Origin of the sequence: Arthrobacter sp. zg-Y895, assembly GCF_020731025.1 — a bacterium.
Lineage (GTDB): Bacteria > Actinomycetota > Actinomycetes > Actinomycetales > Micrococcaceae > Arthrobacter_B.
The window spans coordinates 422,311-436,190 of record NZ_JAJFZY010000004.1; the positions used below are offsets into that span (position 1 = coordinate 422,311).

Annotated in this window: 10 protein-coding genes; 4 read left to right on the top strand and 6 right to left on the bottom strand. The window is 65.2% G+C overall.

All coding sequences use genetic code 11. From position 1 onward, the window contains the following. Positions 1-160: 160 nt before the first annotated feature. The gene (locus tag LJ760_RS08690; protein WP_227921807.1) at positions 161-2,167 is read right to left on the bottom strand and encodes an MFS transporter; all 2,007 of its coding nucleotides are present in this window, start codon (positions 2,165-2,167) and stop codon (positions 161-163) included. Between the two features lie 32 nt (positions 2,168-2,199). Further along, positions 2,200-2,610 carry an Hsp20/alpha crystallin family protein gene (locus LJ760_RS08695; RefSeq protein WP_227921809.1) on the bottom strand — a complete coding sequence of 137 codons (411 nt, stop codon included), beginning with the start codon at positions 2,608-2,610 and terminating at the stop codon, positions 2,200-2,202. A gap of 320 nt (positions 2,611-2,930) precedes the next feature. On the opposite strand from LJ760_RS08695, the gene LJ760_RS08700 reads away from it, so the two are divergent. The 3 genes from LJ760_RS08700 to glsA are packed head-to-tail and all read left to right on the top strand — an operon-like array spanning position 2,931 to position 6,903. Further along, positions 2,931-4,310 (top strand): glutamate decarboxylase, encoded by a 1,380-nt coding sequence (locus LJ760_RS08700; RefSeq protein ID WP_227921811.1) that lies wholly within the window; start codon positions 2,931-2,933, stop codon positions 4,308-4,310. Positions 4,311-4,327: 17 nt separating this feature from the next. After that, complete coding sequence (gene gadC, locus LJ760_RS08705; RefSeq protein WP_227921813.1) at positions 4,328-5,956, top strand: putative glutamine/gamma-aminobutyrate antiporter GadC; 1,629 nt, start codon at positions 4,328-4,330, stop codon at positions 5,954-5,956. Beyond that, a complete protein-coding gene (gene glsA, locus LJ760_RS08710; protein WP_227921816.1) occupies positions 5,953-6,903 on the top strand; it encodes a glutaminase A in 951 nt (316 codons plus the stop codon). The genes gadC and glsA overlap by 4 nt, the downstream gene beginning before the upstream one ends. Here glsA and LJ760_RS17490 read toward each other — a convergent pair. The 3 genes from LJ760_RS17490 to LJ760_RS08725 are packed head-to-tail and all read right to left on the bottom strand — an operon-like array spanning position 6,900 to position 10,428. Next, complete coding sequence (locus LJ760_RS17490) at positions 6,900-7,655, bottom strand: IclR family transcriptional regulator domain-containing protein (RefSeq protein WP_227921818.1); 756 nt, start codon at positions 7,653-7,655, stop codon at positions 6,900-6,902. The two genes, glsA and LJ760_RS17490, sit on opposite strands and share 4 nt — an antisense overlap. Then, the gene (locus LJ760_RS08720; RefSeq protein WP_227921820.1) at positions 7,656-9,536 is read right to left on the bottom strand and encodes a bifunctional sugar phosphate isomerase/epimerase/4-hydroxyphenylpyruvate dioxygenase family protein; all 1,881 of its coding nucleotides are present in this window, start codon (positions 9,534-9,536) and stop codon (positions 7,656-7,658) included. 19 nt (positions 9,537-9,555) lie between these two features. Further along, positions 9,556-10,428: a shikimate dehydrogenase gene (locus LJ760_RS08725; RefSeq protein ID WP_227921822.1), complete on the bottom strand. Its 873-nt coding sequence runs from the start codon at positions 10,426-10,428 to the stop codon at positions 9,556-9,558. Positions 10,429-10,675: 247 nt separating this feature from the next. Here LJ760_RS08725 and LJ760_RS08730 point away from each other — a divergent pair, with 247 nt between their 5' ends. Then, complete coding sequence (locus tag LJ760_RS08730; protein WP_227921827.1) at positions 10,676-12,022, top strand: MFS transporter; 1,347 nt, start codon at positions 10,676-10,678, stop codon at positions 12,020-12,022. Between the two features lie 114 nt (positions 12,023-12,136). Here LJ760_RS08730 and LJ760_RS08735 read toward each other — a convergent pair whose 3' ends face one another. Beyond that, positions 12,137-13,795 carry an ABC1 kinase family protein gene (locus LJ760_RS08735; protein WP_227921828.1) on the bottom strand — a complete coding sequence of 553 codons (1,659 nt, stop codon included), beginning with the start codon at positions 13,793-13,795 and terminating at the stop codon, positions 12,137-12,139. Positions 13,796-13,880 lie beyond the last annotated feature (85 nt).

A 13,880-nucleotide genomic window follows, 5' to 3' on the forward strand; every position in this document is an offset into this window, starting at 1 on the left:
ACCCTAACTAAAGACGAGTGAAAGAATCCGCGCAGCGGGACATAGCTCGGCACGTGTTTGGCTGCCGACGCCCGCTTTACGCCAGATTGATCGTATGCGCTTGGACAGGTGCGTACCAAAGCGGCGGATGTGCCCTTGGTCTCGGTGAGGGGCGGCCCGGTCAGATCCTGAGGCCGGTGCGGGGCTCCCGCCCTCCGAGTTCCACGTCGATCACGGTGTCCGGCGCCGGCAGGACCACGGTCCGGGTGTGAGTGGTACGAGCGTCCGGTTCAATGACGCTGAGGACATACTCACCGGATCCGGGCAAAGGCAGCTCGTAGTTGCCTCTGCTGTCTGAACGGGCCGACGCGGATACCTCTCCGCCCGGCCGGACCAGGATCACGAGTGCATCAGCGACGGCGCGGCCGGCATGCCGGATCCGTCCGGTGAGGGCCAGCGGCCGGCGGAAATGGAGGTCGTGGTGTACCGTCGCACCGCGGATGGCAAGCACTTCCGAAACCGGCAGCCAGCTGGCCTGGCTCGCAACCAGGACGTACCGGCCCTCACCGGGAAGCAGGACGGCATAGCCGCCGTCGTGGTCCGCGCGGTCCCAGTCCACCGGCCGTCCGCCGCTGTCCAGCACAGTAACGGTCGCCCGGCCCACCGCCCTGCCGTCCGCAGCGGACAGCAGCCGGCCGCTGACCATGATCTCCCGCTTTTCCTCCGGTTCCGGCTGCCGCTGTCCGGCGTCGGCGTGCAGGTCCGGGTGCGTGGCCTCGTGCCGGCGGGACCGGGGAATCAGGCAGGCGACACCGGCGGCAGCCAGTGCGGCCAGGCCGGCCAACACGAAGATGGTCCGGAACGCGTCCAGTCCGGGGAATGTGCTGCCGCCGATGGTTATTGTCAGCGAGGCCAGGATAGTGGCCACTGTTGCGCTGCAGGTTGAGGTGCCTACGGACCGGAGCAGGGTGTTCAGGCCGTTGGCTGCTGCTGTGTCGGTGAGCGGGACGTTGCTCATGATGATGGTGGGCATGGCGGCCATGGAGATTGCCGTGCCGATCGACACAATCACGGCCCCGGTGATGATTTGAGGAACCGTGTGCACGAAGAGGATGCGTGCCAGATACCCCGCAGCCATAACGGTGCAGCCGGTCACCAGCGTGGCCTTGGCTCCGTAGGTATTGGTGATGCGCGCCGAGACCGGGGAAACCGCCACCATGGCCAGCCCTGACGGGATCATGGTGAGCCCGGCCGCGAGCACGCTCAGCCCGAAGCCGTAACCGGTTTCCTTTGAGAGCTGCAGCTGCTGCGTAGTGACCAGCATGTTCGCATACATGGAAAAGCCCACCAGGACGGCTCCGATGTTGGTGAGCAGGACCGGGCGGAGAGCGGACGTCCGCAGGTCCACCAGAGGCTGTCCGTTGCGCAGCTCCGCCGGAAACCACAGCGCGAAGCAGACGGCGGCGGCGGCAAAAAGGCCCAGGATCGGATAACTGGTCCAGCCCCAGACCCCGCCCTTGGTAATGGCCAGCAATACGGCGGTCATGGCGGCCGACAGCAGCACGGCCCCGACGTAGTCAAACGGTGCCGGGCTGCGGACCTTCGACTCCGGAACGAAGACGACGACGGCGGCAATCAGCAACGCGCCAATCACTCCCACCACCCAAAAGGTGCCCTGCCAGCCGAACCGTTCATAGACCAGCCCGGCAAGCGGCAGGCCCAGGGCGCTGCCGATGCCGAAGCTGGCACTCATCAGCGCAACGGCGCCGGCGATCTTCTTCTGCGGCAGGGCTTCCCGGAGGATGCTGATCCCCACCGGTATGACCGCACCGGCAAGACCCTGCAGTCCGCGGCCGACCAGGGCCCACGCGAAGGTCCCGCCGATGGAGGCCGTGAAGGCGCCGGCAACCATCAGGGCCATGGCCACCAGCAGCATCCGGCGTTTGCCGTACATGTCCGCGAGCCGGGAGACGATGGGGGTTGCCACCGCCGCGGAGAGCAGCGTTACGGTGACCAGCCAGGACACATCGTCGGAGGTGACCCCGAAGATCCGGGGGTATTCCGGCAGCAGCGGAACCACCGCGGTTTTTTCAAGCGAGACCACTATGCCGCCGCAGCCCAGCGTGGCAATGACCAGCCAGTCCGGGAACGTCCGCGCGCCCTTGCGTGCTGCTGGCCGTTCAGTCATGCGGCTCCTTCGGCTTCAGCTCGGCGGCCGCCCTAGCCCCGCGAGATGGGAACCTTGGTTGACGATGGTCCAACCTCGGGGACCGGCACACGCACCTCCAGCACGCCGTCGTTGTAGGTAGCCGTGACGTTGTCCTGGCTGGCTCCGGACGGCAGCGCTATTTCCCGGGTGAATGACCCGTAACGGAACTCGGAACGGTAGCCGTGCCGTCCCTTGTGCTCCGTTTTTTCCTTCCGTTCCCCCTTGATGTGCAGGACCCCGTCGCTCACCGTGACGTCCAGGTCCTGTTCCGGATTGATATTGGGCAGTTCGGCCCGGATCACCATGGCCGAGCCGTCCTGGTATTCCTCGACGGGGAAGGCAGGGACCTCCCAGTCCCCCTCGAAGAACTTGCGGACCTGGTCCGGCAGTTCGAAACGTTCGCGGCGTGCAAGGGAAGCCATGGAAATCTCCTTCTCTGTTGCCCGGTACGGCGGCGTTCGAGCTAATTGGAGCTGCCGGGGCGCCGCGGCGCCGGGCGGAATGAACGGTCCGGCAAGGGTACGTCCGGCACGGGCCGGCCCTCAACGGAAAACCGGCAAATCCCGGCCCGGGGACAGGGTTTCCCGCCGTTTTGCCAGTAATCCCGGCGCCCGGCATCCGCACCCTAGCAATGGATTTTTGCCGCGCGTAGAGTTTTTTCTGCGCGCAGCCCTGGGGGGACCCACCGCCGTTCACTACGGCCTGATGCCGGTTGTCATACTGTCGATGAGAGGCTTCCAAAATGGCGCAGAAAAATCCTGATTCGCTTTCCGTCAATCCGCTTTTTGCCCGGCCGGGCGAGGAGACTGCCGCTCCGAAATTCCGGCTGAATGATGGTGAAATGCTGCCGGAAACGGCATACCAGATTGTCCATGACGAAACCATGCTGGACGGCAACGCACGCCTGAACCTGGCGACGTTTGTCAGCACCTGGATGGACGACCACGCGAACCGGCTCTACAGCGAGACGTTCGACAAGAACATGATCGACAAGGACGAATACCCGCAGACTGCGCAGATTGAGCAGAACTGCTGGCGGATCCTCGCCGATCTGTGGCATTCCCCCTCCCCGGAGAACTCCATCGGCACCTCGACGGTCGGTTCCTCCGAAGCCTGCATGCTGGGCGGATTGGCATTCAAACGGCTTTGGCAGCATCGGCGCCGCAGCGAGGGAAAGCCTACTGATAAGCCGAACCTGGTGATGAGTTCCGCGGTCCAGGTGTGCTGGGAGAAGTTCTGCAACTACTTCGACGTCGAGCCGCGGCTGGTGCCCATCAGTGAAGAGCACAAATGCCTGGACGGCTTCGAATTGGAGAACTACGTCGATGAAAACACCATCGGCGTCGTCGCCATCATGGGCGTGACCTACACCGGCATGTATGAGCCGGTAAAGCAGATCGCGGCCAAGCTGGACGAGATCCAGGCCTCCACCGGCCTCGACATCCCCATCCACGTGGACGGGGCGTCCGGCGCCATGATCGCGCCGTTCATCCAGCAGGACCTGGAGTGGGACTTCCGGCTGGAGCGGGTCCACTCGATCAGCACTTCCGGCCATAAATACGGCCTGGTCTATCCGGGGCTCGGCTGGGTGGTCTGGCGGGAACGGCAGTGGCTTCCGGAGGACCTGATTTTCTACGTGAGCTACCTCGGCGGCGATATGCCGACCTTTGCCCTGAACTTCTCGCGCCCCGGTGCACAGGTGGTCCTGCAGTTTTACTTGTTCCTGCGCCTGGGCCGCGACGGCTATGCGCGGATCCAGCAGGCCTCGCAGGACGTTGCGCTGCACCTGTCCGGCGCGATCGCTGAGCTGGGCCCCTTCGAACTGTGGAACGACGGCTCCGACATCCCAGTGTTCGCCTGGCGGCTGAAAGATGGATACACGGACAAGTGGAACCTGTACGACCTGGCCGAGCGGCTCCGCACCAGGGGGTGGCTCGTGCCCGCCTATCCCCTGCCGGACAACCTCTCGAACCTGACGGTGGAACGGATTGTGGTCCGCAACGGGCTGAGCATGGACCTGGCAGAGAAACTGCTGGCGGATATCCGACGGGAAACCACGTACCTGGATCAGCTGAGTGCCCCGATGCCTCGTGAGGCGGAGCATCCCGGATTCCATCACTAGTCGAGGAGGTGGCCTAAATGAGCGATTCGAAGGCAGCAAATTCCCCCGCAGCGGATCAGCAGCGGGCGAAATCGAAGCAGAATGCCCAGATCACCATCGGCGCCCTGGCGGTGATGAACATTGTGGCCGTGGTCAGCCTCCGCGGGCTTCCGTCGGAGGCCGAGTACGGCCTGAGCTCGATTTTCTACTATGTCCTGGCCGCCGTCGTCTTCCTGATTCCGGTCTCCCTCGTGGCCGCGGAGCTGGCCACTGGATGGCCGGAGACGGGCGGCGTCTTCCGATGGGTCGGCGAGGCCTTCGGACCGCGGTGGGCCTTCCTGGCCATGTTCATGCTCTTCATCGAGGTGACCATCTGGTTCCCCACCGTGCTGACGTTCGGTGCTGTGTCACTGGCCTACACCGGGGACAACCAGAACCTTGACGCGCAACTCGCAGGAAACAAGCTCTTCGTCCTCGCAGTGGTCCTCGTGGTCTATTGGCTGGCCACGTTCATTGCCTTCCGCGGTGCGAAAGCCTTCTCCCGGGTGAGCCAGTGGGGCGGCATCATCGGAACCATCATTCCGGCGGCCATCTTGATCGTCCTTGGCTTCTCCTATTTCTTTGCCGGCAACACCCCGCAGATCCAGCTGGGCTGGGGCGAACTCATTCCCGACTTCGGCAACTTCTCCAACGTGGTGCTCGCGGCGTCGATTTTCCTTTTCTACGCCGGCATGGAAATGAACGCGATCCACGTCAAAGAGGTCAAGAACCCCACCCGCGACTACCCGATCGCCGTGCTGACCGCGGCGGCAGGGACCGTCATCATCTTCGTGCTGGGAACCCTGGCCATCGCGTTCGTGGTGCCCCAGGCCGATATCAACCTCACCCAGAGCCTGTTGACCTCCTACAACGACATGTTTGAATGGGCCGGCATTGGCTGGGCTGGACCCATAGTCGCGTTTATGCTGCTGATCGGCGTGCTCGCCGGCGTAGTGACCTGGGTGGCAGGTCCGTCAACGGGCATGCTTGCCGTGGCGAAGGCAGGCTACCTCCCCCGCTTCTGGCAGCACACCAACAAGAATGGAATGGGCACCCACATCCTGTTTTTCCAGGCCTTTATGGTCACCGGCCTGGGACTGACCTACGTAGTGCTGCCCTCGGTTCAGGCCGCCTACCAGATCCTGAGCCAGCTGACGGTGATCCTGTACCTCATCATGTACATGCTGATGTTCGCTGCCGCGATTTACCTGCGCTACAGCCAGCCGAACCGTCCGCGTCCCTACCGGGTGCCCGGAGGCGACGTCGGCATGTGGATTATCGGCGGCGTGGGTTTCCTCGGTTCACTGATGGCTTTCGCCTTCAGCTTCATCCCGCCGGACCAGATTTCCGTAGGATCCCCGGAAGTCTACGTGGGCATCCTCGTGGGCGGGGCTGTGGTGATGGTCATCCTGCCGTTCCTTATTTATGCCTTCCGCAAGCCGCACTGGCGGGACCGGACCAGCGAATTCGTTCCGTTCACGTGGCAGATTGAGCATTCCCATCCCGGGACGGTCTCGGAGTCCAGTGTTTCCACCCAACAGTTGACCAGGGAAGCGGAATCCTCCGGTTCGCCGGTGATGTTCTCGCACGACGACGGGGGCAGGCACGGCGGGAGCTCGGCGGTATGACACTCGATGACGCCGCAATTGAATCGGCGGTCCGGACGGCGTACGCAGACCACCGGAACGACTCCGGGGGCAGGAACGCCAGCTACATCCCGTACCTGGCGTCCGTGAACCCGGACCTCTTCGGGGTTTGCGTGATGACCGCGGACGGAGCGTTGTTCGAAGCCGGTGACACAGGCTTCGAATTCGCCCTGGAATCCATTTCCAAGGTGTTCTCCATGGCGTGGGCCATGGAGAAGGTGGGGCTGGAAACCTTCCAGGAAAAGGTCGGTGCGGATCCGACCGGGGAGCCGTTCAACTCGGTGATTTCCGTCGTCCTGCACGGTGACACACCGGTTTCGCCCTTGGTCAATGCCGGGGCCATGTCCACGGTTTCCCTGATTCCCGGCGACAACGCCGAGGATCGGTGGGAGGCGATCCTGCAGGTCCAGAGCGCATTTGCCGGCCGGAGAATCACGCTGAGTGACGAGGTGAATAACTCCGAGCAGTCCACCAACTTCCACAACCGGGCGATTGCCTGGCTGCTGTACTCGGGCGGCACCATGTATTCGGATCCGATGGAAGCGTGTGATGTGTATACCCGGCAGTGCTCCACCCTCGTCACCGCCCGTGACCTGGCGGCCATGGGAGCCACCATCGCCAACAAGGGAATCAACCCCTTGAGCGGGGACCGGGTGGTGCAGGCTGCCAACATCCCGGCCATGCTGGCCGAGATGACCATGGAAGGGATGTATACCGCCTCCGGTGACTGGGCCTACCGCGTGGGACTGCCGGGAAAGTCCGGCGTGGGCGGGGGCATCCTGGCCATCATGCCCGGCAAACTGGCGATTGCGGGGTTTGCGCCGCCGCTGGACGAGGTGGGCAACAGCGTCAAGGCACAGCGTGCGGTGGCCCAGGTTGCCGCGGCGCTGGGCCTGAGTATCTACAAGGCCACCGAGTACAGCGACTAGCCCAGGTCCCGGCCTATCCGGTCTGCGGCGGCGCGCAGTGGCGGAAGTACGGTCTCCTCAGCGCGTTCCCAACTGTGCAGGTGCAGCGACACGTTGGCGGCCGCGACCACTGTGCCGTCGCCGCTGCGGACCGGAACAGCCACGCCCCGCAGGCCGTCCTCCAACTCATCAGCCACCCGTGACCAGCCCCTCTCGCCGGTCTCCCGAACGGACGCCCTCAGCTCCTGGATGGTGCGGACGGTGCGCGCCGTGTAAGGCATCAGTTCCACGGTGCTGAAATAGGCTTCCTGCTCCGCCTCGGGCAGGGACGCCAGCAGCACCCTGCCCATCGAAGTGGCCCAGGCCGGGAACCGGGTCCCGACGTTGACCGCCACCCGCACCAGCCGGGGGGAAGTGATCCGCGAAACATAGACAACATCGGTCCCGTCCAGGATGCAGAGCGACGTAGTCTCGCCCAGGTCAACGGAGAGCTGCTTCAGGTGCGGCTCGGCGGCGTGCGGCAGGGAAAGATGGGCCAGGAACGAGGACCCGATGTCCAGGGTCCTCGGCGCCAGGCGGAAAGTGGTTCCGTCAAAGCCCAGGTAGCCGAGGTCCCGGAGGGTGAGGAGGAACCGGCGCGACGCAGCACGGCTGATGCCTGCTGCCGCGGCTGCGGAGCTGACCGTGTGTTCGGGCACGTTCAGCGTGAAGGCGCCCAGCACGGCGAAGGCCTTCTCCACCGATTTCACGTAATAGCCGTCTGCGCCCTCCACTTAACGCGCTTTCGGTTCCCCGCGGGAAGCCAGGTACTGGGCGGCCAGCCGAACGGGTGCATTGGGTGCACCGTAACCTTCGTACCCTCCCCGCCGCTCCACCACTTCGAAGAACACGTTGCCCACGGTGCCCGTATAGAAGTGCAGGAATTCGCCGTCGCCGTCGCGGTCGTAGAGCAGGTTCAGGTCCTGGAGTTCGGCGAGGAAACCCGGATCAAGCCGGAACCGGGCCGCCAGGTCCTCGTAGTAATTGGCCGGCACGGGCAGGAACCTAAGTCCCCTTTCGGCGGCCTGACGGGCCGTGGCAACCAGATCGGTGGAAGTGAAGGCGACGTGCTGGGGATACTCCGCCCCGCCGGGCCCGGATTCCACGACCAACGGGGCAATGTTCAACGCCAGCCGCACCCCGCCGTCGGCGCTGCGCATCACCTGGCTGCGGACCAGGCCCATGGGGCTGGGGACCTCCTGCGAGGCGATAGGGGTCAGGGAAAGCGTGGACTCGTAGAAGAGCACCGCTTCGTCGAAGTGCTGCCAGGGCTGGGACAGGTTGATGTGGTCAATGGCCGAAATCAGCGGCTGCGTCGGCTGCCCGGCGGGTTCCCCAGGGTCGGGGTTCCCCGCGGGTCCGAACTCGTCCGCCCACGCGGCAGTGCCGTCGGCGGTGGCTTCGCAGAGGAAGACCTCCGTGGAATCCGGGGCAAACACGGCCTGGAGCACCTGCTCGTCCGCCTGGCTGCGCCGGCTCACCTGCCGGGCCCGCAGCTGCACGGCGCGGGAAGCTGCGGCCTGCGGGTCCTGCACGTCCAGCCCGAGTGCGGAAATGCCCGGTTCCATACCGCCGGCCTGCTGCCCGTTGATGATCACCCGCGCCGCGCCGGACGTCCACAGCTGCACGGGTTTGGTCCGGTGCCGCCCGGCGAAGGTAAAGCCCAGCTGGTGCAGCAGCGCGGAGACCGTGTCCGGGTTCCCGGCCTTGACCTCGGCGAAGTTGAACCCGGTGGGCTCGGCCACGCTCGGCAGGGTCGCAAGGGACATCGGATAGTGCGCGCCGCCGTCGTGCTGTGCGAGGTACGACGCCGTACGCTCCTCCAGCCAGATAAGGGACCGCATGGCGTCCACCGCCGTGCGGTCCTCGGCCGTCTGCCGGAAGACGTCGTTGAAGATCTCCAGGGAGACCGGCCCGTCATAGCCGCTGCGGACCAGATGGGCCATGAACCGCACCAGGTCGAACGCGCCCTCACCGGGGAAGACCCGGTAGTGCCGGCTCCAGGAGAGGACATCGAGGGAGAGTTCCGGCGCGTCCGCGAGCTGGACGAAGAAGATCTTCTCCGCAGGGATTTTCTCGATCGCGGCCGGGTCCCAGCCGCGGGAGAGGATGTGGAAGCTGTCCAGGCAGGTGCCGATCTGCGGGTGGTCGGCCAGGTCCACTATGCGCTGGGCATGCTCGAAGTCATTTACGTAGCGCCCCCAGGCGAGTGCTTCGTAGGCGACCTTTACCCCGTAGCCGGCCGCCAGCTCACCTAGCCGGCGCAGCTGGTCCGCCGCCGCGGCGTCGTCGTCGATGGTCGCCGTGCCCACGTTGCTGCACAACAGCATGGTCCCGATCCCCAGACGGTTCATCAGTTCGAACTTTGCCCGGGCGCGGTCCAGGTTGGCCTCCAGCAGGGGTGCGTCGACGCCTTCAAAGTCGCGGAACGGCTGATACAGGTCCAGGGTCAGTCCCAGGGTGTCCGCCAGGGCACGGATCTGCTCCGGGCTGGCCGGCGACACCAATAGGTCCGGTTCGAAGATTTCGACGCCGTCGAAGCCTGCATCGGCGCAGGCGCGCATTTTCTCTTCGAGCGTCCCGCTCAGGCAGACGGTGGCAATTGACGTGCGCATGGTGCTCCGGTCCCGGCCCTCAGCGGCCCTGGTTAATCAGTTCGTGGAAGTGGGCGAGCATCCGTGCCGCATCGGGCCGGATGCCGGTAATCAGTTCAAAGGCATCCACGGCCTGGCCCACGGCCATCCGCCCGCCGTCCAGCACCCGGCAGCCCCGCGCCTGCGCGCCGAGGATCAGTTCCGTTTCCACCGGACGGTAGACGACGTCGGCCACCCACTGGGAGGAGTCGAGCAGGTCCAGGTCCACGGCGAGGCCTGGATGGGAATGCATCCCCACCGGAGTGGCATGGACCAGGCCGTCGGCTCCGGGCAGGACGGCCGGGAGGTCTGCGGGCGTGCCGGAGATGATCCGCTGGTCCGGGAAGAGCCCGGACAACGCTGCGGCGCGTTCCGCAGCGCGGAGGGGATCCAGGTCCAGCAGGGTCAGCTGGCCGGTGCCGGCCTTAAGCAGGGCATAGGCCACCGCCGCTCCGGCCCCGCCCACGCCCAGCTGGACCACCTTGTCCAGCGCGGCATCCGGAAGTCCGCCGGCCAGCGCCCCGCCGAAGCCGGAGAAATCAGTGTTGTGTCCGATGAACCGGCCGTCCCGGATCAGGACCGTGTTTACTGCACCGAGCCGCTCGGCGTCGTCCGACACAACATCAAGTTCGGCGAGGACCAGCTGCTTGCAGGGATGGGTCACGTTGAACGCATTGAAGCCCAGGTCCCGACCGGCGCGAAGCAGCGCTCCAACGTCGGTGCCCGGGCGGCCCAGCTGAGTGAGGTCAATCGGCCGGTAAATGTACCGGAGCCCCTGATGATCGGCCTCCCTTTCATGCATGGGCGGGGTAAGCGAGGCGGTGATGCCTTCCCCGATCAACCCGACAACGAATGATTCCTCGGTGCCGCTCATGGCGCTGTTCCTTCCGGTGCCTACCTGCGGACGGCGGTGCCTTGCGAACACGCAGGACTTATATGCGTCACTGCTTGCCGGTCCCTTGACTGTGGGCTACATTACTTCAAGCGTACGGACAATGCACACGTGTGCGCATCCCGCACACGTCCTGCACAAGTCACCGTAAGAGTCACCGTAAGAGTCACCGCATAACTACCCGCACACCTCATACCCCCCAACCACAGCCCACGTCAGGAGAGATGCAATGGACGCATCCGCCCCCGCTGGACCAGCAACGGGCAAGACCCCGCGCAAGGCCGCCACTGCCAGCTTTATGGGCAGTGCCGTCGAGTACTACGACTTCTTTATCTTCGGTTCCGCTGCCGCGCTCATTTTCCCGCGCGTATTCTTCCCGGACGCCGACACCCAGGCCAGCGTTATGTCGCTCGCCACCTTCGGCTTCGCCTATATTGCCCGTCCGGTCGGCGCCGTCATTCTCGGACATTTCGGTGACCGGGTGGGCCGCCAGAAGGTCCTGATGTTCACCCTCCTGCTGATGGGCGGATCCACCTTCCTGATCGGCTGCCTGCCGGACTTCAACACGATCGGCTGGTGGGCTCCGGTCCTGCTGGTCTTCTGCCGCCTGATGCAGGGACTTTCCGCCGCAGGCGAGCAGGCCGGCGCCAGTTCCATGACCCTGGAACACGCACCGGACAACCGCCGCTCGTTCTTCACGTCCTGGACACTGACAGGCACCCAGGGCGGGCAGATCCTTGCCGCACTGGTGTTCATTCCCGTGGTTGCCCTGCCGGACGAGATCAAATACGGCATCGGCTGGCGCATTCCGTTCTGGCTGAGCGCCGTGGTTGTCGTCGTCACCTACTTCATCCGCCGCTCGCTGCATGAAACCCCCACCTTCACGGAGGCCAAGGAACGCAACGAGATCGCGAAGCTGCCGGTGGGCGTCCTGCTGAAGGATCACTGGCGCGACGTGCTGCGGGTCATCTGCTGCGCGTTCATTGCAGCCGTTTCCACCGTCTACGGGACACTGGCCATCAAGTACGGCACCGAGGTGGGCAACGTGGACGCGGATATCACGCTCTGGCTCGTGGTGGCAGGCAACGTCTTCGCGCTGTTCACGCAGCCGTTGTTCGGCCGGCTGGCCGACCGGATCGGACGCCGTCCCGTCTTCATCTACGGAGCAGTATCCAGCGCGGTGATCATGCCGTTCTACCTGCTGTCCATGGAGTCCGGTAACACCCTGCTGCAGTTCGCCCTCTCCGTTGCCGTCTTCTCCTGCGGCTACGCGGCGGCGAACGCTGTCTGGCCGTCCTTCTACGGAGAGATGTTCAGCGCCAAGGTCCGCTTCTCGGGCCTCGCCATCGGCACGCAGCTCGGCTTCCTGATGGCCGGTTTTGCACCGTCCATCGTTGCTGCCATAGGCGGACTGGAACCCGGCGGATGGGTGGTGACCAGCATGTTCACCGGCGCCATCTGCGCCATCGCTGCGATTTCCGCCCTCACCGCCAAGGAGACCGCACACACGCCGACGGCGGAACTGGGCCTGAACCTGGCCAAGACCGCCGCACCGGTACGTCCGGCCACTGCATAGGGACGGCAGCACCAGCACAAGCAATACCCCGCAGGGCCGGGGCGGGAGCTTTTCCCGCCCCGCCCTGTGTCATCTGCCCCTGTGTCATCTGCCCCTGTGCCATCTACCGCGGTGTCACATGCCGCGCAGCCGCGCCCGGCGCGAGGTCCAGGCGATGTATCCGCCCAACGCCCCCGTAGACGCGAGCCCGGCACTCATCAGCGGTGCCTGCCACGATTTCCAGCGGGACGAATCACCCAGCGTCAGCTCCCCCACTCCCCGGATAAACGCCGACGCGAAGATTGCCGCCACCAGCCGGTTTCCCACGCGCTCCAGCCGCATCACCAGCGGCAGCAGTTCCTCGCCGCGGAGGTGGACCTCCACTCCCTCGATCTCCAGGGTGCTGAGCAGCCGGCGTGCCTGGTCCGGCAGTTCGGCTCCCAGCTCCAGGACCTCCGTTCCGGCACGGCCGAGCCTGCGGGCGTAGTTCACCGGGTTCAGCTGGTGCACCGCCATCCTGCGCGCATAGGGCCCCAGCGTGGGGCCGAGCCGGAACTGGGGATCCAACACCTCGCCCATTCCTTCGGTCATGATCAGCATCCTCAGCAGCAGCGCCATTTCCCGCGGCAACTGGATGTGGTGCGTGCGCAGGATGCCGAGCCCGGTGGTGATGATGGTTCCCACCGGTGCCGACGCCAGGTCCTTGCCCGAATACAGGCGGATCAGCGGACCGAGGTCCATCCTCAGCTTCACGCGGTTCACCCGCATTCCGGACGCGTTGATCCGGACCAGCGCATTGGTGATCCGCTCCGGATCCTTGCGCACAATGCCGATGAACAGGGCTGACAGCTGGCTGCGCAGCTTCTCGTCCACCTCGCCCACCATGCCGAAGTCGATCAGTCCCACCCGGCCGCCGGGCTCCACGAAGAGGTTTCCCGGGTGCGGGTCGGCATGGAAAAAACCGTCGTCGAAGACCATCTTCATTTCGACGCGTGCGGCGGCCACCGCCAGCGCCGGACGGTCGATGCCGGCGGCGTCGAGCGCGGCAACGTCCGTGACCTTCATTCCCCGGATCCGGTCCATGGTCAGGACACGGGAGGTGCTGTGGTCCCAATAGACGTAGGGAATGGTTATCGCAGCGTCGTCTTCGAAGTTGGCCCGGAACCGGTCCGCGTTGCGGCCTTCCTGGAGATAGTCCAGCTCCGAGCGGAGGGTGGAGGCGAACTCGTCCATCAGCCCGGTGAGGTCGTAATCGCGGGCGGCTTCCCAGCGCTTGCTGGCCGCGTTGGCCAGGTTCTGCAGGATTTCCAGGTCCTGCTCCACCTGGGCAGCGATGCCGGGCCGGCGTACCTTGACCACCACCTCGGTGCCGTCCTTCAGGACGGCGGCGTAAACCTGCCCGATCGAGGCGCTTGCCATGACCGTGGTGTCGAAGGACCGGAAGACCTCCAGCGGGTCTCCGCCCAGTTCCTGGCGCAGCTCCTCCGAGATCTGCGGCCACGGGACGGCTTCGGCGTCATCCTGCAGCTTCGCCAGTTCCCGCTGGTACTCCGGGGGCAGCAGGTCCGGACGGGTGGAGAGCAACTGGCCCATCTTCACATACGTGGGGCCCAGCTCCTCGAGGGCAGTACGCAGGTACTCCGGACGGGTGCGGGGTTTCCCTCCCGGCTCGGCCGCGTGCTGGCGGCGGAACGGCAGCCTGCCCTCCAGTCCAAGGGCGGACACCAGGAAGCCAAGGCCGTTGCGGGAGAGGATTTCGGCGATCTGCCGATAACGGTCCAGCTGGCTGATCATTGGTCTGCTCCGTCCGCGGGGCTCCGGTTCTCCGCTGCTGTTCGCTAACGAAACACTAGCGGCAGGGCAGGTTCCGCCGACAGGT